Here is a 25,058-nt window from a genome sequence, read left to right on the forward strand (position 1 = left end):
TCAACTAGACCCGCCCAGGCGCCCACGCAGTGCGCGACGCCGTCGAGCGCGGTGGCGGCGAGAGCGGGGGCCTGCGTCGCCTACGGCAGCCCGAGGGCGTCGAGGACGTCGAGCGCGACGGTGAACCCGCCCCCGCTGCGGGTCGACATGGTCGAGGGAGGTCCGGTCTGCGGCACCTGGTCCTCCTCGGTCCGGTCTCAGTACCCCGCGGCCGGGGGCCCCAGCGCGTCCACGTCCTGGGCCAGGGCCCGTGACCTGCGCTCGGCGGGCACCGGGATCAGCGCCCGGACCACGAACCAGTCGGCCTCGTCGTGGATGGTCAGCGACCCGCCGTGGCCCTCGACGACCTGCCGCATGTTCCGCAGGCCGTACCCGTGGTTGAGGGCGTCGCGCTTGGTCGTCCGGGGGATGCCGTCGTCGAACTCGAGGTCGCCCACGTGGTAGTTCTCGAACCGGACCATGACGAGCGCGCCCTGGGTGTACACCGCGACGCGCACGAGCCGGTTGTCCGGGTCCGGCAGGGGAGCGGTGCTCTCGATCGCGTTGTCGAGCGCGTTCCCGAACAGGGCGCTGAGGCCCATGGCGTCCATGAAGGACAGGGCGGCGCCGTCGACCACGCACGTGAGGGTGATGCCGAGCTCGGCGCACTGGGCGGTCTTCGCGGTGAGGATGGTGTCCAGGACGGGGTTCCCCGTCTGGACCTGCGCCCCGTACCCGCGGATGCTCTCCTCGAGCCGGTCGAGGTAGGTCGCCTTGGCCTCCGGGTCGCTCTCCGTCCGGATCGCCGTGACGAAGTGCTTGAGGTCGTGGTACTTGCGGTTGACGATGTCGATGTTGCGCTTGGACTGCAGGTACTGCTCGTGCTGGGAGCGGAGCATCCGGTTCATCGCCTCGACCTCGACCGCCCGCTGGAGCTCGAGGCGTTGCCCCTGGTGGGCGTACAGGGCGACGTACCCGGCGAGGTCGACGAGCGTGCGGATGTAGAAGATCTCGAAGGGGAACCGGCCGCTGAACGGGGTGTTGGAGCTGACGAAGCTCACGTTGCTCATGAGGAACGTGACACCGGCGATCGCGACGGCGCTCAGGAGCCCGCGCCGGTCGATCTCGAGCCGCTGGTCCGGCGGGAAGTGTCGCCTCTCGATCAGGTAGGCCCCGGTGAAGGCCGCGCCGTACACGAGGACCAGGAGCCCGATCTGCACCGTGAGCCCGGTGAACCCCTGGTCGACCGCGTAGCTGTAGAGCTGCCAGTGGAAGGAGGCGACGAGCTCTGCGAGGACGAAGGCCCGGGCCGTGAAGTACCCGACCTCCCGGGTCGAGACGTCGGCGCAGAGCGCGACCACGGCGTACATCGCGGCGACCGCCATGGCCATGCCGAGGGTCCACAGGGCGATCGGCATCTTGCCCGCGAAGATCTGGACGCCCCACAGGAGGCCCAGGCCGAGCCCGAGCGCGAGGCCCAGGACGGGTGGCGTGAACCGCTTGCGCAGCAGCAGGATGTAGACGAGGCATGCGGACCACTCGGCGAACGCCGTGAATCCGCGGGGGATGTCGGGCAGGACCTCCGGCGTCACGCCGCGCGTCCACCGACGTGGTCGACGAGCGCGTCGAGGAAGGCGCGCTTGCGCGGTCGGCTGATCTGGAGCTCGTCCCCGCCGAGCATGACGCACGTGTTCTGGTCGATCGCGGTGACGTGACGCATGTTCACCAGGTAGCAGCTGTTGCTGCGGAAGAAGCCCTTGCCCGCGAGGTCGGACTCGAAGGCCTTGAGCGTCCCGGTGAACGAGTAGGTCCGGTCGAGGGCGTGCACGATCACGCGGTGCTTGATGCTCTCGATGTAGACGATGTCGAGGACGTCGACGCGGGCGAGCGCGCCGTTGACCGTCAGCATGATCGAGTCGGCGCCGCTGCGGCGGACGCGGTCGATGCTCCGGCGCAGCTCCTGCGAGAACGCGAACCAGGGGACGGGCTTGACGAGGTAGCTCAGGGCGTCGACCTCGTAGCCGTGGATCGCGTACTGCGCCATGTTGGTGACGAACACGATGACGACCCGGGAGTCGAGGGTGCGGATGTGCCGCGCGGTCTCGAGGCCGTCGAGGTCGTGCATCTGGACGTCGAGGAACAGGATGTCGAAGTCGGGCCGGTACCCCGTGACGAGCTCACGCCCGTCGGTGAAGGTGCGCACGTCGAACGTGACGTCGTTCTCGGTCTGGAAGCGGTCGAGATGTGCGAGGACGAGGTCTCTGCTCGTGGACTCGTCGTCGACGACACCGATGCGGATCATGCTGCCCAACCTCTTTCACGAAGACACCCCAAGATACCAAGGGAACACGCGCAAGATCGGCACAAGTGTGCCGATCTGGGGAGGTGGAGACGGTCGCCCCGCGGTGCGGGACGAAGGTCATGTCCGTTCCGTCACCAAGGTCCGGGTCTGTGCCGGCAGCGGCCTGACCCATCCGGCGAGCGCGATGCTCACGACCGTCGCGGCGGTGATCGTGAGCAGGGCGTGACGCCCTCCGATCGCGTCGGCGAGCAGGCCCAGCACGGGCGGCGCGGTGAGCTGCCCGAACGAGATGAACGACGTCACGACCGACACGCGAGCCGGTGCCCTGAGCGGGTCGTCCGACGCGGCGGCGATCGCGACCGGGTTGGCGAGCGCGGCTCCGCAGCCCCAGAGCACGATGCCGAGCCAGGCGAGGGGCAGCCCGGGGGCCAGGCCGAACAGCAGGAGCCCGACGAGCGCCGAGACCCCCGAGGCCCGCAGGACCGTGACGCGACCGAACCGGTCGATGAGCCCGGTCCCGGCGAACCGGAAGACGGTCATCGCGGCGACGAACGTGCCGTAGGCCATGGCGCCGACGGCCTCCCGCACCGCGAAGCCGTCGACCATCGAGATCGACAGCCAGTTGCCCGCCGAGCCCTCGGACAGGGACGCGGCCAGGAGCACCAGTCCGATGAGCAGGGTCCGTGGCTCGCGCCAGGCGCCCAGCGCGCTCCGCAGCCCGGCACCGCGCCGCTTCACCGGGGGCGGCGGCCCGTCCGTGACGCCGTGCGCGACGGCGGGCTCCGTGGCCGCTCCCGCGGGGGAGTCGGCAACCTCGGCGGCCACATCGGCCGCGCCCGCCGTGGCGTCGTCCTGCGCACGGCCCGTCCCCGGGACCGACGGCGCCACGCCGGCCTGCCGGGCGGTCTCGCCGTCGGCCGCCTGCAGCTCGGGCGCGAAGACCGTCGCGGGGACGATGAGGAAGGCGCGCGCGGCCGCGACGAGGGACGTGATGACCACGAGCTGGAGCGCGATGTGGATCTCGGCCCACGAGAACGCGGCCCCGACCAGGGCGCCGGCCCCAGCGCCGATCGAGAAGGCCGCGTGGAAGTGGGGGAGGATCGCGCGACCCACGCGTTGCTCGACCATGGCCCCGTTGAGGTTGATGGGGACGTTCATCAGGGCGCCGCTGATGCCGTTCGTGAACGCCCCGACGGCGAAGATGCCGACGCTCCCGGTCGCGGTGCCCCACGCGACGAGCAGCAGAGCGACGAAGTTGACGGCCGTCGCGGCGACGAGCGTGCGTCGGCTCCCGAACCGGGCGACGACAGCGCCCGTCGACATGACGGCGAACAGCGCCCCGACGGCCCCGACGATGAGGATCAGCCCGAGCTGTGCCGAGGTGACTCCGAGCGCCTCACGGATCGAGGGAAGTCGCGTCATCCAGCTCGTGCCCACGATGCCGAACAGCGCGAAGAACGCCATCAACGACCAGCGGGCGCGGACGACTGTGAGGTTTCCTGACATTACGCAGACTCTATGCCGCGCGCGGTCCCGCTCTCACGGTGTTTCTCTGGGCGGGACGTCGCGGTCCGGCGGCGCCGCCGGGTCCGGCGACGGTCAGAGCAGCACGGTCCCCTCGATGCACGTCACGGCGTCGCCGCCGACCCACACCGTGGCGCCGTCGCCGTCGCCGTCGTCCCGACGACTCACGTGCACGCGCCCCGCCCGCCCGAGCGCCGTGCCCTGGCTCGCGACGTACTCGGCGGGCAGCAGGCCCCCGGGCTGCAGCCACTGCCCGACGACCGCGTTGAGGCTCCCCGTGACCGGGTCCTCGGGGATACCCATGTCGAGCGCGTAGCCGCGCACCTCGACCGCGGCCCCGTCCGGGCCGTCGTAGAGCCCGTCACCGAGCGCCGTGTACGGCCCGACGACGCCGATCGCCAGGTCGCCCAGCCCCGAGAAGTCGGGGTCGAGCGCGAGGACCTTGTCGGCAGAGCCGAGCAGCAGCACGCGCCACCCGGGCCCGTTGTCGAGGAACCGGTGGTCGACGACGTCGCGCGCCTCGAGCCCGAGCGCACGCGTGATCGCGGCCAGGGTCGAGGGGTCGAGCGGCTCGTCCGTCAGGAGGTCGGGCGCCGCGAAGGCGAGCCGGCCGCCCGGGGAGGCTCCGCCGTCGGGCAGGTCGCTCGCGGGGGAGCGGCGCAGCGCGACCAGGCCGATCCCGCACTCCTGGACCACGACCCCCGCCTCGCGCGGCGTACCGCCCCCGGCGAGCCACGCGTGGCACGAGCCGAGCGTCGGGTGCCCCGCGAACGGCAGCTCGCCCGCGGGCGTGAAGATGCGCAGGCGGTAGTCGGCCCCGGCGGCCGCGCCCTCGGGCGAGGGCGGGAGCAGGAACGTGGTCTCGGACAGGTTGGTCCAGCGGGCGAACGCGGCCATCTGCTCGTCCCCCAGCCCGACGGCGTCACGCACCACCGCGACCGGGTTGCCCCGGTAGGGGGTCGCCGTGAAGACGTCGACCTGGGAGAACGGGCGGGGCCGAGGCTGCGAGGTCATGCCAGCGACGCTACCGCCGGGACGCCCTCAGCGGGAGGTGTACTCGGCGTCGGTCACGTGCTCGAGCCACGTCGTGGTGGTCGCCGGGTCGTCCGCGTTCTCGAGCATCGCGAGGTGCTCCATGAAGTCGTCGGGGGTCGCGCCGTGCCAGTGCTCCTCGCCGGGCGGGCAGTAGACCGTCTCGCCGGGGCGCACCTCGACGACCGCCCCGCCGCGCGACTGCACGAGCGCGACGCCGGACACGACGTGCAACGTCTGGCCCCGCGCGTGCGAGTGCCAGGCCGTGCGCGCGCCCGGCGCGAACCGCACGAGCGCCACGACCATGCGCTGGGAGGGGTCCTGCGGGACCGCGACCGGGTCGAGCCACACGTCCCCCGTGAACTGCTCGGGCGGGTTCCTGGTCGTCGCGGGCTTGGTCAGCCTGTGCATCAGACGTCCTCCTCGTGGTGGGTCGTGGTCGAGCGCAGGACCGGCCCGCGCGCGTCGCCGTCGCCGTCCTCCGCGGCGCGGGTCGCGGCCCAGGACGCGAGCAGCCTGAGCCCGTCGTCGGACGGGGACCCGGGCACCGCGGTGTAGACGTTGAGCTGCAGGCCCGCGTCGGCGGGGAGCTCGAGGGCCTCGAAGTCGAGCTCGAGCCGACCCACGGCCGGGTGGTGGAAGACCTTGGTGCCCGTCCGGTGGAGCCGGACGTCGTGCGAGGCCCAGAGCCTGCGGAAGTCCTCGCTGCGCGTCGACAGCTCGCCCACGAGCGCCGTGAGCGCCGTGTCGTAGGGGTTCTTCCCGGCCTCGGCCCGCAGGATCGCGACCGCGTCGTGCGCGATCCGCTCGAACCGGTCACCCCAGAACGCCCGCGCCGCGTCCGGGGCGAGGAACTGGAACCGGGCCGTGTTGACCGGCCGGTTCGCGAGGCGCTCGGGGGAGTCGTAGAGCGGCGAGTACAGTGCCCTGCCCAGGGTGTTCGTGCCGATCACGTCGAGCCGTCCGTTCCGCACGAACGCCGGAGCGGTGCCCAGCGCGTCCAGGATCCGCTGGACCACGGGACGCAGGACCGGGGCCGGCGCGTGCCGGGCGCGCGACCGCGCGACCCCCGACGCGTTCGCCGCACGGGCCAGGTCGAACAGGTGGTGGTGCTCGGCCTCGTCGAGCTGCAACGCCTGGGCCAGCGCCTCGAGGACCTCCTCGGACACGCCGCCGAGGTTCCCGCGCTCGAGCCGCGTGTAGTAGTCGACGCTCACGCCCGCGAGCATCGCGACCTCCTCGCGGCGCAGGCCGGGGACGCGGCGGTTGCCGCCGTACGCGGGCAGCCCGGCACGGTCCGGGGTGAGCCGGGCGCGGCGCGTCGTCAGGAAGCTGCTCGTCTCGGCCTTCAGGTCCATGCCTACGACGGTACGACCAGCCGGCGGGGGGCGGGAGGTACTGGCGGTACCCGGTACCCGGTACCCGGTACCCGGTACCCGGCCCGGCACCGCGGGCTGCCGGGGCCTCGTGAGCCCGGTACCGCCAGGACCTGCCACTTCCGTCGGGGACTCCCTAGCGTGGAGACGACGGACCCGACCCCCAGAGAGGCACGACCACATGCGAGCAACGTTCATGCACGGCGCCGGCGACGTCCGGGTCGAGACCGTGCCGGACCCCGTGATCCAGCAGCCCACCGACGCGATCGTCCGCACCGTCCTGGCGTGCGTGTGCGGGTCGGACCTGCACCCGTACCGCTCGATGCCCGCCGGCGGGCGGCCCGACCCCATGGGGCACGAGCTCGTGGGCGTCGTCGAGGAGGTCGGCAGCGCGGTGAGGACCCTGCGGAAGGGGGACCTCGTCATCGCGCCGTTCGCGTTCTCCGACAACACGTGCGTGTTCTGCCGCGAGGGCTTCCAGACGTCGTGCGTCCACGGCGGCTTCTACGGTTCCCCGGAGACCGGCGGCCTCCAGGCCGAGCTCGCGCGCATCCCGCTGGCCGACGGCAGCCTCGTCGTCGTCCCCGACGTGACCCCGGAGTCCGCGGGCGCCGGGGTCCTGGCGTCCCTGCTCACGCTGTCCGACGTGTACCTGACGGGCCACCACGCGGCCCACACGGGACAGGTCGAGCCGGGCAAGGTCGTCACGGTGATCGGTGACGGCGCCGTGGGCCTGTCCGCGGTCCTCGCCTCGCGCCGGCTCGGGGCCGAGCGGATCGTCCTCATGGGTCGCCACGCCACCCGCACGGACCTGGGGCGCCGGTGGGGAGCCACCGACGTCGTCGCCGAGCGTGGGGCCGAGGGCGTCGCCCGCGTCATGGACCTGACGGACCGAGAAGGCTCGCACGTCGTGATCGAGGCCGTCGGGCTGCGGCCCGCGTACGAGCAGGCCTACGGGGTGGTGCGTCCGGGCGGGATCGTCTCGCGCGTCGGGGTCCCCCAGTACGAGGAGGCCCCCGTCGGGTTCGGGTCCCTGTTCGGCAAGAACGCACGCCTGGCCGGAGGTCCCGCGCCCGTGCGCGCCTACCAGGAGGCCGCGATCGCCCAGGTCCTCGCGGGGGAGATCGACCCCGGCCTGGTCTTCGACGCCGAGCTGCCGCTCGACGCCGCCGCCGAGGGCTACCGCCTCATGGACGCTCGTGAGGCCCTCAAGGTCGCGCTGCGACCGTGACCAAGCCGAGCCGGTCCGGGCCGCCGCAGCGGGGCGGCCCGGACGGGTTCGGACGGCAGGGCCTGGCCCGGCTCCACGGCGGGCGCGCGCGCCGTCAGACCTCGCGCAGGACCTCGCGCGCGAACTTCACGGACCGCTCGCGCAGGCCCGCGATGCGTCGCTCGACCAGGCCCGCCGGGTCCTGGCCGGCCTCCACGATCGTCGGCTTGCGGCGGACGTTCCTCGAGCACGCGAACGCCGTGCAGATCAGGGTGCCGATCGTGTCGCCGTTGCGACCGGCCGCACCGGCCCGGCGCACGACGTAGAGAGACACGTCGTCGGTCGCGATGACGTCCTCGCACCACGCGCACACCGCGCGGCGCCGTGACGCCGTCCCCTCGGGGGCGCGCAGCGCGAGCCCTACCAGGGTGTCGTCGACGGGCAGGACGACGTAGGCGCGCAGCGGCGCCTTGCGGTCGACCCACCCCAGGTAGTCGAGCCGGTCCCAGCGGAGGTCCGCGAGGTCGGACGGGAGGGTGAGCTGGGACGCCTCACGGCGCGAGGCGTTCACGAAGGACGCGCGGATCTGCTTCTCGGTCAGGGGGTTCATGGTTCTACGGCTCTCGTGCAGGAGGGGCCGTCTCGCCCGCTGCGCCCAGGACCGACAGGTCGGGCAGGAGCGGGGACGGCAGGGTCGGGGTCCGCCGGCGGTCGCGAGGACCGCCGGGCGAGGGGACCCGCCGAGGTACGCCGATCGTCCGGGGAACCGCGAAGGTTCGCCGGCGGGTGGCGCCGTGGGGCGTCAGGCGTGCTGGGCGGGCGTCCGGCCCGCGCCCGAGCAGGCCAGGACGGCCGCCCCGCTTCCTCGCTGCATGAAAGATGCGCTCCAAGATCGGTGGCCGGGGCTCGTCCCGCGGCTCGGCTCTCCGTCGATGGTACGCCCGGGCACCTGCATCCCCCACGAGAATTCCGGGGAGGTGCTGCGGAGGCGGGTCGCCGCCCATGCACGTGACGACGACCCGCCCGCTGCGCGGGGTCTATCGCTTGCGGACCTTCGCGGTGGTCTCGGCTGCCTTCTCGCGCTTCTGTGCGCGCTTGTCCTTCAGGGAAAGCGACGGCTGCTTCTTGTCGTTCTTGGCCATGTGGCTCACCTCCTTCCAGCCTGCAGGTGAACCGGCCACCATAGCCAAGACCCCCAGGAAGTCCAGTCCGGTGCGAGGACGCGCCGAGAAGCCGCAGGAATCTCCGCAGAAAAGTGCGGGCGGACACTTCTGGGCGCGTTCCTCGCTGATCGTGCACCGACAGGTTCCGGGCGCTCGCTGACGTCTCGCGGCGTAGCGTGACGGCATGACGGACGGTCCGGCAGGCGGTACGAGCCCAGCCCACCTCGCACGTCACGCGCTGACCGACGTGTGGTCCACGGTCCGCCGGGCGGACCTCGCGATCGTGTACTGCGCCGTGGTGCTGCTCGTCGCGGTCGTGCTGTGGTTCCTGTCCCCGGAGATGCGGGACCAGGTGTACGAGGACACGAGCACCAACCTCGTGAACCTGCGCGACCGCCCGCTCTCGGTGCTGATCGCGAGCGCGTTCGTCATCTCGACGCCAGGTGAGGTGCTGCTGGTGCTCCAGCTCCTCGTCGTCCTGGCCTACGCGCAGCGCTTCGTCGGTCGCCTCGCCTCGCTCGCCGTGGGGTTCATGGGCCATGTCGGCGCGACCGTGTGCACGGCCGTCGTCCTGACGACAGGGATCTTCCACGGGTTCGTGAACCCGAGCGTCGCCACGGTCGACGACGTCGGCGTCAGCTATGTCATGGCGAGCGTCATGGGCTTCCTCACCGTCGCCGTGCCGCGTCGCTGGCGCTGGTGGTGGATCGCGTTCGTCGTCCTGTACTGGGTGGCGCCGGGACTCGTGACGCAGAGCTTCACGGCCGTCGGGCACACGACCGCGCTCGTCGTCGGGCTCACGGTGGCGTTCGTCGCGGGGCGGACCCGGCAGGCGCCCGGCTGGACGGGGGACATCCCCGGCCGATGATGCGCCGCGCCCCGGCCCGCCCGCAGCCGAGAGGCCCGCCCCCTGACGGGGACGGGCCTCTCGTGGTGGTCACCGCGCGCCGGGCGGGGCGCAGCCGACCCGCGGTGACGGCTGGGGTGAGCCGTGGCTCAGGCGCGGTGACCGTTGCGGCCGCGCAGCGCGCCGTAGACGCCGAGCACGATGATCGAGCCACCGATGGCGAGCAGCCACGTCTCGATCGAGAAGAACTCCTCGAGGGGCTGCGAGAACAGGACGCTCCCGAGCCAGCCGCCGAGGAGGGCGCCCAGGATCCCGAGGAGGATCGTCATCAGGATCGACCCGGTCTGCTTGCCGGGGAGGATGGCGCGAGCGATGAGGCCGGCGATCAGTCCCAGAACGATGAATGCGATGAAACCCATGTCATTCTCCTTTAGTCCCGTATGTGCCTTGTGGCCGGTGAGTCATCACCTTGGCACCGCGCCTGGGGGCTCGCACGCCGAAAGGCACCGAACGTCGGACACGTCACTTTTCGCGTGGTTCCGGTTGCGAGAGGCCGCAGCGGGTGGCATCGCGGGTGCCCGCCGGGCGTGCCCGGGGCCCCGGTCGTACCGTGGAGGGATGGCTGAGGACCGAGGCATCCGGCAGTACATCGGCGACCTGGTGGCGGAGGAGCGCAGGCTGCGCGAACAGCTCGCCGACGGGAAGATCGGGGAGTCGGAGGAGCACACCCGGCTCCGCGCGATCGAGACCGAGCTCGACCAGTGCTGGGACCTGCTGCGTCAGCGCGACGCCGCACGGGAGTTCGGGAGCGACCCGGATGCCGCGACGATCCGGGATGCCGGTACGGTGGAGCACTACCTGGACTGACGGCCTGACGCCTCGCGTGCGCGCCGTCGTCGGGCAGACCTCTCCCGCGGCACGCGGGACCACCGCGTGACCCACCGAACGACACGACCAGTACGGAGCGAAGAAGCATGAGCAGCCAGACGACGCAGCGCAACGAGGCCACCGAGCGAGCCGGGGCCGTCGCCCGCTTCCTCGTGGCGTTCATCCTGTTCGTGGGCGGGATGGTCGCCTTCGGGTGGGCCTTCACGGTCGAGTCGAACCACGCGCTGATCTTCTCGGCGGGCCTCGGGATGGTCACGCTCGGCTGCTTCGTGCCGATGGCCGGCCGGGACCGCTGACGCCCGCAGGCCTCGTCGCCGTCGCACGCAGAGAGGGGCCCAGCACCACGTGGTGCTGGGCCCCTCGTCCGTCCGGCGTCCCGAGCGTCAGGCGAGCTGGGCGCGCACAGCGTTCGTCGCGGCGACGAGGTTCTCGAGCGAGGCCACGGTCTCCTCGTAGCGGCGCGTCTTGAGGCCGCAGTCGGGGTTGACCCACACGAGGCGCGGGTCGATCGACTTCACGGCGAGCTCGAGCAGGTCGGTGACCTCCGCGGTCGACGGGACGCGCGGGGAGTGGATGTCGTACACGCCCGGGCCGATGCCGCGCGCGTAGCCGGCCTCGGACAGCTCGGGCACGATCTCCATGCGCGAGCGCGCGGCCTCGACCGACGTCACGTCGGCGTCGAGGCCGTCGATCGCGCCGATGACCTCCCCGAACTCCGAGTAGCACAGGTGCGTGTGGATCTGCGTCTGCGCCTCGACGCCCGCGGTCGCGAGACGGAACGAGCCGACCGACCAGTCGAGGTACGCGGCCTGGTCGGCCCTGCGCAGCGGCAGGAGCTCGCGCAGCGCGGGCTCGTCGACCTGGATGATGCCGATCCCGGCCGCCTCCAGGTCCGCGATCTCGTCGCGCAGCGCCAGGCCCACCTGGTTGGCGGTGTCGCCGAGCGGCTGGTCGTCGCGCACGAAGGACCACGCGAGGATCGTGACCGGGCCGGTCAGCATGCCCTTGACGGGCTTCTCGGTGAGCGAGGCCGTGAACGTCGACCAGTCGACCGTGATGGGGGCCGGACGCGTGACGTCGCCCCACAGGATCGGCGGGCGCACGCAGCGCGAGCCGTACGACTGGACCCAGCCGTTCGCCGTGACCGCGAACCCGTCGAGGTTCTCCGCGAAGTACTGGACCATGTCGTTGCGCTCGGGCTCGCCGTGCACCAGGACGTCCAGGCCGATCTGCTCCTGGAGCTCGACGACTCGGCGGATCTCGTCCTGCATCGCGGCCGTGTAGTCCGCGTCGGACAGCTCGCCCTTGACGTTGAGCGCGCGCGCCCGGCGGATCTCCGGGGTCTGCGGGAACGACCCGATGGTCGTGGTCGGCAGCAGCGGGAGGTTCAGCTTGGCCTGCTGGGCGGCCGCGCGCTCGGCGTACTCGCCGCGCGAGAAGTCGCCCTCGGTCAGGGCCGCAGCGCGCTCGCGCACCGCGGGCACGACGACGCCGCTCGCCTCGGTGCGGCTCGCGACGACCGCGCGGGCCGCCTCGATCTCGGCGCCGACGGCGTCGCGGCCCTCGGTCAGGGCGCGGGCGAGGACCGCGACCTCCGCGACCTTCTGGTCGGCGAACGCGAGCCAGTCACGCAGACGAACGTCGATCGAGCCGTTCGTCCAGTCCTCGTCCTCGACGTCGTGCGGGACGTGCAGGAGCGAGGTCGAGGTACCGACCGTGACGGCACCGGCGCCCAGGGCGTGCACCGCGTCGAGGACGTCGAGCTTCGCGGCGAGGTCCGCACGCCAGACGTTGTGGCCGTCGATCACGCCCGCGACGACCGTCTTGTCCGCCAGGCCCGCGACGGGGCCCGCCGGGACGGCGCCCTTGACGAGGTCGAGCGAGATCGCCTCCACGTCGGTCGCGGCCAGGAGCGCGAGGCCGTCCTCCCCGGGGCCGACGAGCCCGCCGAACGGCGCCCCCACGAGGATCGCGGGGCGCTCGGTGCCCACCGCGAGCTCGGAAGCGAGCACCCGGTACGCCTCGGTGACCGCGGCGTGGACCTCGGCAGCCGGCACGTCGACCGAGTCGGACACGAGCGCGGGCTCGTCGAGCTGCACCCACGGTGCGCCCGCCGCGGCCAGGGCGCGCAGCAGCTCGACGTACACGGGCAGGACGTCCGCGAGGCGGGAGAGCGGCGAGTAGCCCGCGGGCGCGTCGTCCGAGGCCTTCGACAGCGCGAGGAACGTCACGGGCCCGACGACGACGGGCCGCGTCACGACACCCGCGTCCCTGGCCTCGACGAACTGGCGCACGACGCGGTCGTCGGCGAGACGGACGGGGGTCTCGGGGCCGATCTCGGGGACCAGGTAGTGGTAGTTCGTGTCGAACCACTTGGTCATCTCGAGCGGGGCGTCCTCACCGGCGCCGCGCGCGACCGTGAAGTAGCCCGCGAGGTCCAGCGCGCCCTTCTCGTCGGTGAGCGACGCGAAACGCGACGGGACGGCACCGAGGAGAGCGACGACGTCGAGCACCTGGTCGTAGTAGGAGAACGAGCCGGGCACGGCGCCCGACGTGGCGTCGAGGCCCAGGTCGACGAGGCGCTTCGCGGCGGCGACGCGCAGCGCCGAGGCCGTGGCCTCGAGCTCGTCGGCCGTGATCCGGCCGGCCCAGAAGGACTCGACGGCCTTCTTGAGCTCGCGGCGCGGGCCGATGCGGGGGTAGCCGAGGACGGAACCGGACGGGAAGGTGGGTGCACTCATGGGTGAATACCTCTGAACTGGTCAGACCGAGGAGCTGCCCAGGGCAGGCTCGGCGGAGGGAAGGGGAGTGCCGGAGACCCACGGCCCGCTGGCCAGGTCGGGGGTGCGGGACGAGACGCCGCCGGCGTCTCCCGCTACCCCACCGCCGAGGTCGACTCCCTCGAGCAGGTCTAGAGCGGCTTGGTGCTTGTTGAAGGTGTAGATGTGGAGGCCGGGCGCGCCGGCCGCGAGGACCTGGCGCGCGAGCGCGACCGAGTGCCGGATGCCCAGGGCGTGGCGCGCGGCCGGGTCGGCCTCGGCCTCGAGGGCCTCGACGATCCGGCGCGGTGCGGGGACGCCCGTGAGCTCCTCGACGCGCGCGAGGCGGGCCGGGTCCGTCATGGGCAGGAGGCCCGCGAGGATGGGGATGGTCACCCCGGCGGCGCGCGCCTCGGCGACGAAGTCGATGTACGACGAGGCCTCGTAGAAGAGCTGCGTGATCGCGAAGTCCGCGCCCGCCTGCTGCTTCTGCCACAGGCGGCGCACCTCCTGCGTCCGGCTCGTGCCCGCAGCGAGGTTGCCGTCGGGGAACGTCGCGACCGCGATGGTCAGGGGGCGCGCCGCGCCGCGCAGGGCGATGCTCGGGCTCGCGGCGCAGCGAGCGGCCTCGACCTCGCGCAGCAGGGCCACGAGCTCGGCGCTCGACCGCACGCCGTCCTCGCCGGGGCGCCAGTCGGGCTGGTCGCGCGGAGGGTCCCCCCGCAGTGCGAGGAAGCTGCGCACGCCCGCTTCGAGGAAGTCGGTGATGACGTCCTCGACGTCCTCGCGCGACGCGCCCACGCAGGTCAGGTGCGCGATGGGCAGCACGGGCGTGCCGTGCAGGAGCTGGCTGATGACGCGGCGCGAGGTCTCGCGGTCCGTGCCGGCCGCGCCGTACGTGACGGACACGAAGTCGGGCGACGTCGCGACGAGCCGGCGCGCGGTCTCCCAGAACTTGGGCGCGGCGTCGGGACGGCGCGGGGGCATGAGCTCGAACGACACCGTGGGTCGCGGCGCCTCGTGCCCGAAGTGCCCCAGGTCGACGATGCTCATCGTGCGGCCGCCAGGGGCGCTCGGACGGTGGCTGCAGCGGTGGCCGCACGGCTCGTGCAGGGTGCGGTGCGCAGTACCCCGGTGTGCGGGGTGGCGCAGGAAGATGCCTCGGTCATGAATCGCTCCATCGAACCTGGCTGTAGCACCCGTACCCGCGGGAGGCTTCCGTTGGGGGGTTGCTGCGGTGTCAACGAGCCAGGACTCTCGACCGCTCTGGATGGTGTTGACGATCGTAGGGGGAATCCATGATCTGAGCCAGATTCTGCTCGGATCGTGAGACAGAAGGGTCTGGGAGCGGGAAATCGACCCGTTTGGCGGTCTCGTCCCCGTCTGCAAGGCGCTTCGTCGGTCCTGCGGGTGCTCTCCCAACGTACGCCTGTCGGGCGCCCCCGGACGGGCGCACGTCGTCGGTCGGCGTGGCCGCGTCGTGCCGACGCTCCGGCCGCAGGGGACCTTGACGCGCTGGCCGCCGCGGCGGATGGGCATTCGGCCTGCGCGGGCCATACCCTGGCGGATATGGACACCGAAGAACGTCTGGCCGTCTTCCTCGACTACGACAACCTCGCGCTGGGCGCGCGCGACCACCTGGGCGGGATGACCTTCGACTTCAAGCCGATCGCCGACGCGCTCGCCGCGCGCGGCCGGGTGGTCGTCCGCCGCGCCTACGCCGACTGGTCGTACTTCGACGAGGACCGCCGCTCCCTGACCCGCCACCAGGTCGAGCTCATCGAGATGCCCCAGCGCATGGGGGCCTCGCGCAAGAACGCCGCCGACATCAAGATGGTCGTCGACGCGATCGAGATGGCCTTCGAGCGTGAGTACATCTCCACCTTCGTCATGTGTACGGGGGACAGCGACTTCTCACCCCTCGTGCACAAGCTGCGCGAGCTCAACAAGCGCGTGATCGGGATCGGCGTCGAGAACTCGACCTCGAAGCTGCTTCCCCCCGCGTGCGACGAGTTCCTCTTCTACGACCGCCTCGAGGGCGTCGAGATCCCTGACGAGCCCGTCGAGCGCAAGCGCTCCTCGAACAGCTCGAACCGCAGCACGACCCGCAAGTCGTCCGGCCGCTCGTCGGGCTCGTCGGGCAAGGCTGCGACCGCGCCCGCCCCCGAGGCCGCGACGCCGCCCGCGTCGCCCGCGTCGCCTGCAGAGGCGGTACAGGCGGAGACCGAGCCGACCCCGGTCCCGCTGGACGTCGAGGCCGAGCTCGGGTCCGCCGTCGGGCACGGGGCCTCCTCGACCAACGAGGACGAGGACCTCGCGGTCCTCGTCGCGCAGACCCTCGCGGACCTGTCGAGCTCGTCGAGCGGGGCCGTCGTCGCCTCGACGCTCAAGCGCACGCTGCTGCGCAAGGACCCCACCTTCAGCGAGGCCGACTACGGCTTCCGCAACTTCGGCGAGTTCCTGCGCTACCTCGAGGAGCGCGGCGTCGTGCAGCTCAGCGCGGGCCCCGCGACGGGCGACCCCGAGGTCTCCCTCCCGGAGCGCGGGCACGCGGGCGACGACTTCGCGCTGCTGCGCACGGTCGTGGGCGACCAGGGCGGCTCGGTGCCGCTGTCCGGGCTCAAGAACCAGCTCCGCAAGAAGCGCCCCGACTTCAGCGAGAAGGCGCTCGGCTACCGCAGCTTCCTCCAGTTCTGCAAGGCCGCGCAGACCGCGGGCGCGATCGACCTGCGCTGGGACGACGACGCCGACGACTACCTCGTGTCGGTCGCCGCACGCTGAGCGCACCCGCCACAGGGCACGCCCGGGCCGCTAGGCTCCGGGCGTGCCCTTTCGACGACGAGAGCAACCCCGCCAGCTCGCCTTCGAGGCGGTCGACGAGCTGGACGACGTCGACGACCCGTTCGCGCCGCGACCCCCGCGTCCAGGCGCGCCCTCGGGCCCGGCCGACACCCCGCCCGATAACCTCGCTCCCGCCGCGACCGACGGTGCCGCCGCGACCGACGGTGCCGCCGCGACCGATGGTGCCGCCGCGACCGATGGTGCCGGCACGAGCGGCGGTGAGGACGGCGTCGTCCCGGTCCCGACCGACCCTCTGGCGCGGCGCCGTCGGCGCCTGGTCGTCACCGGCGTGGCCGGGGCGCTCGTCCTCGTCCTCGGTGGGCTCACCGCGCTGGACATGGCCCGCGCCCGCCAGGCGGACGCGGAGCTGCGCACCGCGCACGGCGGGGTCGTCGGACTGACGCAGCCGCCCCGCGAGGTCTGGGGCGTGGACGGCGGGGAGGCCTGGCCGGTGTTCGCCGGGAACCGTGTCCTCGTGTCGCAGGACGACGCCCTCGTGGCCCACGACCAGGCCACGGGCGAGGAGGTCTGGCGGCTCGAGTCGCTGGCAGGTTTCCATTGCCAGGCGGACGACGCCTCCGCGGCCACGATCGCCGCCCGCACGAAGGTCACCTGTCTGGGCGGAGGGGGGGCCGCAGAGCTCTTTCCCGGCGACTCCTCGACGATGGTCGCCGTGGTCGGGCTCGACGGCGAGGTGCTGGCCCGCCGCGACCTGGACCCCGCGCGCGGCCTCTCCGGGGTGCTGGACGACGGCGACCTGGTCCGGGGGGCCCGGGACGGTCGCGACGTCGTCATCACGGTCGAGGACGCCGGGACGGGAGAGGTCCGGTGGACCCGGACCATCCCGCACGACGGGGCGACCGACCAGGCCGAGGCCTGCGAGATCCAGCAGGAGGACGGGACGACCACCCGGTACCCGGGCCTTCTCCACTTCTACGACGCGGGCGGCATCATCTCGATCGGCGGGTGCGAGGTCAGCGCCACGCTCACGCTCGAGGGCGAGACCCTGCCCTGGGACGACGAGGAGGGCTTCGTCCAGCCGCTCCGGGACGGGCGGCTGGCACTCACGCCCTGGAACGGTGGTGCCACCGAGCTTCTCGAGGCGGACGGGACGCCGGTGTGGTCCGCCGAGGGCTCCTTCCTCGAGCCGGACGCGACGGACGGCACCGCCCCGCCGCTCCTGTACTCCCAGAACGGCTCGGGATTCGTGGCCCTCGACGAGGAGGGGCGCGAGCTGTGGACCTTCTCCCGGTACACCAACCAGATCCTCCTCACGACCCAGGACCTGACCGTCGTCGCGACGTATCCCGGGGCCGTGGCCGTCGACAGCATGACGGGCGAGGAGGTCTGGACGTGGAAGGCCCCGGAAAGCGACGGCTCGGTGGCCAGCGGCAGCCCCGTGGCGTTCGCCGGACGCGGGGCGCTGACGGTCGTCCTGGGCAGCGAGCGGGCCGAGGACGCCCGGTGGTTCTCGATCGACCTGGCCGACGGCAGCACGCGGTGGTCCACGAAGATCCCGGTCGATACGTGGACGCTCAGGTCGGTCGACGGCAGGATCTTCAGCGCGATGCCGGGCAAGCTCAGGGGGTTCGGCTGAGGGGTCCGGCGCGGCTGCAGGGGCGTCCGCTCAGCCGTCGGCTCCGGCGAGGTGCGCCGCCCGGGACGACAGCGACCGCAGGTTCTCCTCGACGTCCTGACGGGAGACGGCGGGGAGCCCGAGGACGGACCCGCGGGAGGCGCGGGCGAGCACCGAGGCGGCGAGGAGCACCGCGCGGGCAAGGTCGTCACCCTCCAGGGGACCGCCCGACTCGACGAGGCGGGTGGCCTCCGAGCGCTCGGCGCGACGGGTCGCGGAGCGCTCGCGCGGCGACTCCTGGAGGGTGAAGCCTGCCGAGGCCAGGTCCTCCTCGGGCACGACCTTCCGGACGAGGTTCCCGGAGTGGTAGCGGATCGCCGCCTGGATCGTCGGCGCGTCCTCGCGCGAGATCCCGGCGTCGCTGAAGACCTCGCGTGTGAACTCCCGGTAGGCGTACGTGCGGCCGGACCAGTCCGGGCGACCGTCCTTGGTGATGAAGTGCGCGCGCGCCTCGATCATGCGGGCGGCCACCTCACGGCGCAGGAAGGTGCCGTCGCTCGCGTCGTCCGGTGCCGTCACCAGGCGCACCAGGGAGGCCACGGCGTCGGCCCGGACCTGTGAGAGGGGTCGTCTGTCCATGATGGATGGATATCAGACCCTGCCCTTCCCGCACCCGACGTCTCGCGCGAGAGCATCGCGGGTCTCATGGTTCGTCCGCCCGCGTCGCCTGGACTGCGCAACGAACCATGTGCCGTGAACATCCGTGCACGACCGCGTGTTCTCCCCGGCACCCCGGGCCCCGTCCGCCCGGCGACCGCCCGGGGTGGGAGCGCGCCGTCGGGCCCCGCTGCACGTCGGTGCACAATGTACGGATGACGTACCGGGTGCTGAAGCTGATCCTGTCGCTCCTGGCCTTCACTCTGCTGAGGCCACGCGTGACCGGGCTCAACAACATCCCCCGCCGGGGACCCGTGATCCTCGCGAGCAACCACCTGTCGTTCGTCGACTCGCTCCTCATCCCCATCGTCGCGCCCCGGCACGTCACGTTCCTCGCCAAGGCCGAGTACTTCACCGGCACCGGGCTCAAGGGCCGCGTGTCCCGCTGGTTCTTCACGACCCTCGGCCACATCCCCGTGCAGCGCGACGACCCGCGTGCCGGGCAGCGCTCGCTCGAGGACGCTCTCGAGGTGCTCAACCGCGGAGGTGCGTTCGGGATCTACCCCGAGGGGACGCGCTCGCGCGACGGCAGGCTCCACAAGGGGCACACCGGCGTCGCGTGGCTCGCGCTCGCGGGGCACGCCCCGATCGTGCCCGTCGCGATCAAGGGCACGGACAAGGTCCAGCCCGTCGGGTCGCGCCTCCCGCGGATCCACCGCGTGACGGTCGAGTTCGGCGCGCCCATCGATCCGGCGCGTCAGATCACGTCCGGCAAGCCCGCCCAGGCGCGGCGCGAGCTCACCGACCAGGTCATGGACTCGATCCACGCGATGAGCGGGCAGCAGCGCGCGAGCTGAGCGTCGCGTCCCCGCCGGCTGCCGAACCCGAGGTTGGTCAGGCAGCACGACGGGCAACCCTGACCAACCTCGGGTTCGGCAGCCGCGGACACGCCCGTTCCTGAGAAGGACGTGCAGGACCTGCGCGGTCATGATGTGCTCGGGGGAGGGCCACGTGCCCAGGGATCGCGCCCGGCGGGTCCGCCCGCCACCGCCGCGCCCCGAGGGCGTCCGACTTGACCTCAACCACGGTTGAGGTCCTAGCGTGGCCGACACCGATCGAGAGGACTCACCATGGCTGTCTACACCCTTCCCGAGCTGTCGTACGACTACGGCGCACTCGAGCCCCACATCTCCGGCCGCATCATGGAGCTGCACCACTCCAAGCACCACCAGGCCTACGTGACCGGGGCCAACACGGCACTCGAGAAGCTCGCCGAGGCCCGCGACTCGGGCGACCTGGCCGCGGTCAACCTCCACGAGAAGAACCTCGCGTTCAACCTCGGCGGCCACGTCAACCACTCCGCGTTCTGGACCAACCTCTCCCCCGAGGGCGGCGGCGTGCCCACCGGCGACATCGCGGCAGCCATCGCCGAGGACTTCGGCTCGTTCGAGAAGTTCAAGAAGCACTTCGCGGCCGTCGCCGCAGGCGTCCAGGGCTCGGGCTGGGCCATCCTCGCCTGGGACACCCTGGGCAAGAAGCTCATCATCGTCCAGCTCTACGACCAGCAGGGCAACATCGCCCTGGGCCTGGTCCCGATCGTCCTCCTGGACGTCTGGGAGCACGCCTACTACCTCGACTACCAGAACGTGCGCGCCGACTACGTCACCGCCTGGTGGAACCTCGTCAACTGGGCCGACGCCGACGCACGCCTCGCCCGCGCCCGCACCCAGGGCGAAGGCCTCATCATCCCCGCCTGACCCTCGTGACCCGTGACGGTGCCCCGCGCCCGTCATGACGAGACCCGCGTGAACGGGAAAGGCCCCGGCACCGCGGCGCGCACCACGCGCGACGCTGCCGGGGCCTTTCCTGCGGGCAGCCAGAATCCCTCAGAAAGGTGGTCCGCCGTGACCTATGTGATTGCTCAGCCTTGTGTGGACGTGAAGGACAAGGCGTGCATCGAGGAGTGTCCGGTGGACTGCATCTACGAGGGCAAGCGGTCGTTGTACATCCATCCTGACGAGTGCGTGGACTGTGGTGCGTGCGAGCCGGTGTGTCCGGTGGAGGCGATCTACTACGAGGACGACGTGCCGTCGGAGTGGAGCGACTACTACCGGGCGAACGTGGAGTTCTTCGACGACCTGGGGTCGCCGGGTGGTGCGGCGAAGATGGGCATGATCGACAAGGACGACCCGATGATCGCGGCCCTGGCCCCGCAGGCCTGAACGACGGCCCCGGTCGCGCCCCGGGCCCGGGCCGGGCTCAGCGCAGGGCGCGCCCGAGGTCCCGAGCCAGGGCTGCGCCGTCGGGCCCGCCTGCCGTGGGGACGCCGTGCACCGGGCGCCGGGGTCGGCGCGGACCGGGCAGCGTCCCGAGGAACGTCCCGCCGCCCCTGCCCGACGTCGGTGCCGGGGGCTCGTGGGCCAGGATCTTCTCCGTGGGCGTGAGCTGACGGATGCCGATCGCCGCCACGTGCGTCGGGTGCCGCGTCGCGGCGGCCGCGTAGATCTCCGGGTCGTGCTGGCCGTCGTCACCGAGCAGCAGCCAGCCGACGTCGGGCAGCTCGCGCACCAGACGATCGATCGCGTTGCCCTTGTGCTCCTGGCCGCTGCGGAACCAGCCCGTGGCCGTAGGTCCCCAGTCGGTCAGGAGGAGCGCACCGGGAGGGAAGCCGTTGCGGTCGAGGAAGCGTTCGAGGTTGCCCGCCGTGTTCCACGCGCCGTTCGACAGGTACACGAACGGGGCTTCCGGATGTACAGAGGCGATGCCGTGGTACAGGTCCGCCATGCCGGGTACGGGCCGCCGCTCGCTCGCGTGGAGGCCGAACGTGTTCCACACCGCACGCAGCAGGCTGGGGACCATGGTGACCATCACGGTGTCGTCGATGTCGCTCACGACCCCCAGCCGACGGCCGTGCCCCACCACGAAGACGCGCGCCGTCGCGGTCGCGCCGCTCGCCGTCGCGAGCTCGACGTCGTGCCACCCCGGCGCGAGCGAGACGTCGAGCATCCCGTCGACGTACCCGTCGCGGTCCGCGACCAGGTCCGTCACGAGGCGCTCCGCGCCCCCCTGGTCGTCGGTGCGCGTCACCGACGCGCGCACCACCTCGGCAGGCGCGGACACCGTCAGGTAGTTGCGCCACCCGCGGCGGTTCCAGACCAGGTCCGCCCGTCGCCGCGGGCGGCTCAGCAGCACGCGCGCCAGCACCCGCACCGACTCCTCGGTGCCGTACCCGACGTACGCCTCGATGCGCGGCGTCCAGCCCCGCGCCCGCAAGAACTTCACCGCGGCCGCCCGGAGGCGGTCCTCGAGCCGCGCCGAGAGGTGCAGGCGCTCGACCGGAGGGGTGGGGGACGGGAGGTGCGTCTGGTGCATGGGATCCGCTCGTCGAAGGTGCTGGTCTCCCACCTTGGCACAAGGACGCCCGCTTCATCGGGCGAGGTGAGACGTGGCGCCCGATGGGGCCCGGCCGCAGGCTCGGCACGTGCCACGACGCCGGGTCGCGTACGCGGCCACGGCGATCCCGAGAGCGACGCTCCACAGGGGCCAGAGCACACCAGGACCGAACGCGGCCCAGCCGGACAGGACCTCTGCCGGGGACATCTCCAGGAGGCCCTTGATCATCGAGAGGCCCGCCGGGAGGATCGCGACCGCGACCACCGAGCCGGGGACGACGGCGAGCGCGACGGGGACCCGTCGCCCGGACAGGCCCGGGATCCAGCGGGGGAAGACCTCTCCCCACCGCTGCACCAGGCCGAGAGTCAGCACCGCTCCGACCAGCGCGAACAGTGCGAGCCCCACCGCGGGGGCGACCAGCCGGCCGGCGTCCTGCTCGTACATCTCGGGGTCGAGCCCGAGCGGGTACCCCAGCACCCAGACCAGCCGCGTGACCGCGTACAGGCACGGGACGATCGCCGCGACGATCGCGGCGGGGCGTCCCCAGGCCACGATGCCCGACGGCGACGCGGAGGTCTCCCCGGCGGGTGCCGGTGCGTGGCCGTCGGTCGGCTCGTCCAGGCGACCGCAGGCCTCGCACGCCCCGCTGCTGCGCCGGACGAAGAGGACGGTCGTGGCGGCGAGGAGGACCAGGGCCACGAGCACGCCGAGCTGGAGCAGGAACGCCGGCGCGACGTACTGGTCGAAGGCCCTCGCGAGCTCCGGGTCGAACGGCGCCCGGACCAGGACCACCGGGAGGTATCCCAGGCGGGCGAGCAGGCTGGTGTCGGCGAACACGACACCGAGCGCCGCGACGAGCACGGTGACCGTGGCCGCCGCGGTGCGCACCCGGCGCGACGTCGGGCGGTCGGCACGTGACGTCATCCAAGCGGCGTGCGCCGCCCCGACCAGTCCCAGGGTGGCGAGCAACGCGGTCAGGCTGCCGCTGGGGACGGAGTCGACGATCGTGCCGGCTGCGTCGGGCGTCGACGCCCCGACAGGCAGGTGACGTCCGACGAGGACGGCGGTGAGCGCTGTGATGGCTCCAGCGAGCCACCACCCGACCGTGAGACCCGGGACCCACCGCGGCCACCGTGGGGCGTCCCCGGGAGGGCGCGTCCCCCCGTCCGGCCCTGCGCCGGCGGGACCGTGCGGACGGTGGCCGGCTCGTGCTGACGTCGTGGTCGTGAGGTCGGTGTCGTCCATGGTGTCTCCCGAGGTGACGGCCGCCGGCGGTCCCGGCGAGCTGTCCCTCCAGGTTCCCGGCGCGCGGCCGGGGCAGGATCACCCGACCCGGTGAGCGAGGTCCCCCGCACGGGTGAACGGACCCGGGTTCAGCGACGTGACCAGCGGGCTCAGGTGCCCGGCAACACGAAACCCGACTCGTACGCAGCGACGACGGCCTGCGTGCGGTCGCGGACGCCGAGCTTGGCGAGCAGGTTGCCCACGTGGGTGCGCACCGTCTCGACCCCGAGGTACAGCTCGCGGGCGATCTCCTGGTTGGACCTCCCGGTGGCCATGAGGCGCAGCACCTCGCCCTCGCGCTCCGTGAGCCGTGACGACCGCAGGGCATCACCTCGTGCCGGGCGGGCGGTCGCCAGCCGTCGCACCGCGTCGGGGAACAGCAACGACTCCCCGTGGGCCACGACCCGCACGGCCTGGGCCAGGTCCTCTGGGCGGGCCCGCTTGAGGAGGAAGCCGTGCGCCCCCGCACGCAGCGCGTCGAGCACGTGGTCGTCGTTCTCGAACGTCGTCATGACGAGGACCCGGGGAGCGGAGGCACGGGCGACGATCGCGCGCGTCGCGGCGATCCCGTCGACACGCGGCATGCGGACGTCGAGCAGCACGACGTCGGGCCGGGTCGCCTCGACCGCGCCAGGCACCTCGGCACCGTCCGCGGCCTCCCCGACGACCTCGAGGTCTGGCTCGGCGTCGAGGATCACCCGCAGGCCCACCCGGACCAGAGGCTCGTCGTCGACGACGAGGACACGCAGGACCCCGCCGGGACCCGTCCGTGCGCCACCGCTCCCTGGCCGCTCGGGCACGTCAGGGCTCGTCCGTCTCACGAGGCCACCTCGTCCGACGCGGCGCCGCGAGCTCCGAGCGGCAACGACGCCCGCACGACCCACGCCCCGCCGTCGGGCCCCGCGAACAGCGTGCCCCCGAGCGCGGTCACCCGCTCCTGCATCCCCGGCAGCCCCCGGCCCCGCCGCACCGACGCCCCTCCCGGCGGGGACGACCACGGGTGCCGGACCTCGATCCTCAGGTCGTCCGCGCGGACCACCCGGACGTGGATCGGTGCTCCCGGCGCATGCCGCAACGCGTTGGTGAGCGACTCCTGGGCGATCCGGTAGATCTCGCGCGTGACCGTCAGCGGAGCCCGGCCCACCTCGCCCACGAGGCGCAGCGTGACGTCTGCGCCCGCCGCGCGCGCGTGGCGGACGAGCATCGCGACGTCGTCGTCGTGGCCGGCCGGCGCGTCGCTCCCCGGGTCGCTCCCCGGGTCGCGCAGGCGGCGCAGCAGGTCGTCGAGCTCCGTCAGGGCGCGGCGCCCCGTCTCCTCGATGGCCTCGAGCGCACGCCGTGCGGCCTGCGGGTCGGTCTCCAGGGTGCGGTTCGCCGCCGCGGCCTGGAGCACGGTGATGGTCAGGGCGTGACCGACGCCGTCATGCACGTCGCGCGCGAGGCGGTTGCGTGCGGTCAGGCGCGCGGCCTGCGTCTCGAGCTCGGCGATCCGCTCGCTCTGGTCGGGCCCCAGCAGCACCGGCGCCGCCGACCGCAGCACCGCGCGCGCCCCGACGACGACGTACGGCAAGGAGGCGAGAACGAGCAGCGCGGCCGCGATGCGAGCCGCCTCGCCGGCCAGCACACCGGTCATCCACCCGGGCTCGACGAACGGCGCACCGAACACCGAGAGCACGAGGTCCAGCACGAGGGGTACCACGACCAGCAGCACTGCGACCGCGACGAGGCCGAGCAGCAGGTGGAGCGTGAACCAGGCCGCAGCACGCCACCGGGCGGAAGCGCTCGGCGGGCCCGACGGGACGGGCACGTCGACGTCGAGCAGGGTGCGCACCGCGAGGACCTCGACCGTGCGGACCGGTGCGAGGAAGGGGGGCACGGCCGCCAGGACCGTCGCGACGATCGCGAGCACGACGGTAGTGGGAGTTGCGGTCCGCGGCTCGGCGAACATCTGCACGAACCCTGCGCCGAGCAGCCCGTACGCTCCGGCGACCACGCCGCCCACGACCAGGAAGACCCCGGCCCGCACCGTCGCCCCCGACGTCAGGGGCGCGACCAGAGCGCGCAACCGGACGCGTGGTCTCGGTGCGGCACGTGCTGCCTCGCGGGACGAGCCGGACATCTCGTCATCATGTCAGGCGCGGCCCCGGGCCGCCCGGGGCGCGGCGCGCGGGAGAGGCCGTTCCTCGGCACCCGGTCGCGCGGAGCGCCTCGGCACCCGGTCGCGCGG

At 72.8% G+C, this 25,058-nt stretch carries 24 protein-coding genes and 1 riboswitch; of the genes, 9 read left to right on the forward strand and 15 right to left on the reverse strand.

The features are described from left to right. Positions 1 to 197: 197 nt before the first annotated feature. The 6 genes from NHG27_RS15925 to NHG27_RS15950 form a co-directional block, all read right to left on the reverse strand. A complete protein-coding gene (locus tag NHG27_RS15925) occupies positions 198 to 1,571 on the reverse strand; it encodes a GHKL domain-containing protein (protein ID WP_497016941.1) in 1,374 nt (457 codons plus the stop codon). Further along, positions 1,568 to 2,281, reverse strand: a complete 714-nt coding sequence (locus NHG27_RS15930) for a LytR/AlgR family response regulator transcription factor (protein WP_193721520.1) — start codon at positions 2,279 to 2,281, stop codon at positions 1,568 to 1,570. Before NHG27_RS15930 ends, NHG27_RS15925 begins: the two co-directional genes overlap by 4 nt. 117 nt (positions 2,282 to 2,398) lie before the next feature. Next, on the reverse strand, positions 2,399 to 3,787 hold the full coding sequence (locus NHG27_RS15935) for an MFS transporter (RefSeq protein ID WP_497016942.1): 1,389 nt from the start codon (positions 3,785 to 3,787) through the stop codon (positions 2,399 to 2,401). A gap of 93 nt (positions 3,788 to 3,880) precedes the next feature. Further along, the gene (locus tag NHG27_RS15940; protein WP_497016943.1) at positions 3,881 to 4,819 is read right to left on the reverse strand and encodes a PhzF family phenazine biosynthesis protein; all 939 of its coding nucleotides are present in this window, start codon (positions 4,817 to 4,819) and stop codon (positions 3,881 to 3,883) included. A 27-nt stretch (positions 4,820 to 4,846) separates the two neighbouring features. Continuing rightward, positions 4,847 to 5,248 carry a (R)-mandelonitrile lyase gene (locus NHG27_RS15945; protein ID WP_497016944.1) on the reverse strand — a complete coding sequence of 134 codons (402 nt, stop codon included), beginning with the start codon at positions 5,246 to 5,248 and terminating at the stop codon, positions 4,847 to 4,849. Further along, on the reverse strand, positions 5,248 to 6,195 hold the full coding sequence (locus tag NHG27_RS15950; RefSeq protein ID WP_497016945.1) for a helix-turn-helix transcriptional regulator: 948 nt from the start codon (positions 6,193 to 6,195) through the stop codon (positions 5,248 to 5,250). Before NHG27_RS15950 ends, NHG27_RS15945 begins: the two co-directional genes overlap by 1 nt. A gap of 199 nt (positions 6,196 to 6,394) precedes the next feature. Between NHG27_RS15950 and NHG27_RS15955 the strand changes: the two genes are divergently transcribed. Further along, positions 6,395 to 7,444, forward strand: coding sequence for an alcohol dehydrogenase catalytic domain-containing protein (locus NHG27_RS15955; protein ID WP_497016946.1), 1,050 nt, complete (start codon positions 6,395 to 6,397; stop codon positions 7,442 to 7,444). A gap of 94 nt (positions 7,445 to 7,538) precedes the next feature. Here NHG27_RS15955 and NHG27_RS15960 read toward each other — a convergent pair whose 3' ends face one another. Further along, positions 7,539 to 8,033 carry an FBP domain-containing protein gene (locus NHG27_RS15960; RefSeq protein WP_193721514.1) on the reverse strand — a complete coding sequence of 165 codons (495 nt, stop codon included), beginning with the start codon at positions 8,031 to 8,033 and terminating at the stop codon, positions 7,539 to 7,541. 737 nt (positions 8,034 to 8,770) lie between these two features. Here NHG27_RS15960 and NHG27_RS15965 point away from each other — a divergent pair. Then, the gene (locus NHG27_RS15965) at positions 8,771 to 9,454 is read left to right on the forward strand and encodes a rhomboid-like protein (protein WP_193721513.1); all 684 of its coding nucleotides are present in this window, start codon (positions 8,771 to 8,773) and stop codon (positions 9,452 to 9,454) included. A 128-nt stretch (positions 9,455 to 9,582) separates the two neighbouring features. On the opposite strand, the gene NHG27_RS15970 is transcribed toward NHG27_RS15965, so the two are convergent. Then, complete coding sequence (locus NHG27_RS15970) at positions 9,583 to 9,852, reverse strand: GlsB/YeaQ/YmgE family stress response membrane protein (RefSeq protein WP_497016947.1); 270 nt, start codon at positions 9,850 to 9,852, stop codon at positions 9,583 to 9,585. A 199-nt stretch (positions 9,853 to 10,051) separates the two neighbouring features. On the opposite strand from NHG27_RS15970, the gene NHG27_RS15975 reads away from it, so the two are divergent. Together NHG27_RS15975 and NHG27_RS15980 are read left to right on the forward strand one after the other, a co-directional pair. Next, on the forward strand, positions 10,052 to 10,300 hold the full coding sequence (locus NHG27_RS15975; RefSeq protein WP_497016948.1) for a DUF2630 family protein: 249 nt from the start codon (positions 10,052 to 10,054) through the stop codon (positions 10,298 to 10,300). A gap of 107 nt (positions 10,301 to 10,407) precedes the next feature. Further along, positions 10,408 to 10,617 carry a hypothetical protein gene (locus NHG27_RS15980; RefSeq protein WP_193721510.1) on the forward strand — a complete coding sequence of 70 codons (210 nt, stop codon included), beginning with the start codon at positions 10,408 to 10,410 and terminating at the stop codon, positions 10,615 to 10,617. A gap of 87 nt (positions 10,618 to 10,704) precedes the next feature. Here the strand turns inward: NHG27_RS15980 and metE are convergent, their stop codons facing one another. Together metE and NHG27_RS15990 are read right to left on the reverse strand one after the other, a co-directional pair. After that, the gene (gene metE / locus NHG27_RS15985) at positions 10,705 to 13,062 is read right to left on the reverse strand and encodes a 5-methyltetrahydropteroyltriglutamate--homocysteine S-methyltransferase (protein ID WP_497016949.1); all 2,358 of its coding nucleotides are present in this window, start codon (positions 13,060 to 13,062) and stop codon (positions 10,705 to 10,707) included. A 21-nt stretch (positions 13,063 to 13,083) separates the two neighbouring features. Beyond that, a complete protein-coding gene (locus NHG27_RS15990) occupies positions 13,084 to 14,133 on the reverse strand; it encodes a methylenetetrahydrofolate reductase (protein WP_497016950.1) in 1,050 nt (349 codons plus the stop codon). A 121-nt stretch (positions 14,134 to 14,254) separates the two neighbouring features. Beyond that, a riboswitch (SAM riboswitch) is annotated at positions 14,255 to 14,357 on the reverse strand. A 292-nt stretch (positions 14,358 to 14,649) separates the two neighbouring features. Here NHG27_RS15990 and NHG27_RS15995 point away from each other — a divergent pair. Next, the gene (locus NHG27_RS15995; protein WP_497016951.1) at positions 14,650 to 15,861 is read left to right on the forward strand and encodes an NYN domain-containing protein; all 1,212 of its coding nucleotides are present in this window, start codon (positions 14,650 to 14,652) and stop codon (positions 15,859 to 15,861) included. A gap of 43 nt (positions 15,862 to 15,904) precedes the next feature. Then, positions 15,905 to 17,518, forward strand: coding sequence for an outer membrane protein assembly factor BamB family protein (locus NHG27_RS16000; RefSeq protein WP_497016952.1), 1,614 nt, complete (start codon positions 15,905 to 15,907; stop codon positions 17,516 to 17,518). A gap of 30 nt (positions 17,519 to 17,548) precedes the next feature. Here NHG27_RS16000 and NHG27_RS16005 read toward each other — a convergent pair whose 3' ends face one another. Next, on the reverse strand, positions 17,549 to 18,136 hold the full coding sequence (locus tag NHG27_RS16005; protein WP_193721505.1) for a hypothetical protein: 588 nt from the start codon (positions 18,134 to 18,136) through the stop codon (positions 17,549 to 17,551). A gap of 233 nt (positions 18,137 to 18,369) precedes the next feature. Between NHG27_RS16005 and NHG27_RS16010 the strand changes: the two genes are divergently transcribed. The 3 genes from NHG27_RS16010 to fdxA all read left to right on the forward strand — a co-directional run bounded on the left by NHG27_RS16010 (position 18,370) and on the right by fdxA (position 20,376). Beyond that, positions 18,370 to 19,011: a lysophospholipid acyltransferase family protein gene (locus NHG27_RS16010; protein ID WP_193721504.1), complete on the forward strand. Its 642-nt coding sequence runs from the start codon at positions 18,370 to 18,372 to the stop codon at positions 19,009 to 19,011. 273 nt (positions 19,012 to 19,284) lie between these two features. Beyond that, the gene (locus tag NHG27_RS16015; protein WP_497016953.1) at positions 19,285 to 19,911 is read left to right on the forward strand and encodes a superoxide dismutase; all 627 of its coding nucleotides are present in this window, start codon (positions 19,285 to 19,287) and stop codon (positions 19,909 to 19,911) included. 147 nt (positions 19,912 to 20,058) lie between these two features. Continuing rightward, on the forward strand, positions 20,059 to 20,376 hold the full coding sequence (gene fdxA / locus NHG27_RS16020) for a ferredoxin (protein ID WP_129429411.1): 318 nt from the start codon (positions 20,059 to 20,061) through the stop codon (positions 20,374 to 20,376). Positions 20,377 to 20,413: 37 nt separating this feature from the next. On the opposite strand, the gene NHG27_RS16025 is transcribed toward fdxA, so the two are convergent. The 4 genes from NHG27_RS16025 to NHG27_RS16040 all read right to left on the reverse strand — a co-directional run bounded on the left by NHG27_RS16025 (position 20,414) and on the right by NHG27_RS16040 (position 24,950). Then, positions 20,414 to 21,526: an App1 family protein phosphatidate phosphatase gene (locus tag NHG27_RS16025; RefSeq protein WP_497016954.1), complete on the reverse strand. Its 1,113-nt coding sequence runs from the start codon at positions 21,524 to 21,526 to the stop codon at positions 20,414 to 20,416. 54 nt (positions 21,527 to 21,580) lie between these two features. After that, positions 21,581 to 22,792: a hypothetical protein gene (locus NHG27_RS16030; protein WP_497016955.1), complete on the reverse strand. Its 1,212-nt coding sequence runs from the start codon at positions 22,790 to 22,792 to the stop codon at positions 21,581 to 21,583. 149 nt (positions 22,793 to 22,941) lie between these two features. Further along, a complete protein-coding gene (locus NHG27_RS16035) occupies positions 22,942 to 23,652 on the reverse strand; it encodes a response regulator (RefSeq protein WP_497016956.1) in 711 nt (236 codons plus the stop codon). Then, the gene (locus NHG27_RS16040; protein WP_497016957.1) at positions 23,649 to 24,950 is read right to left on the reverse strand and encodes a sensor histidine kinase; all 1,302 of its coding nucleotides are present in this window, start codon (positions 24,948 to 24,950) and stop codon (positions 23,649 to 23,651) included. Before NHG27_RS16040 ends, NHG27_RS16035 begins: the two co-directional genes overlap by 4 nt. Positions 24,951 to 25,058 lie beyond the last annotated feature (108 nt).

Source organism: Oerskovia sp. 140933 (genome assembly GCF_059651515.1).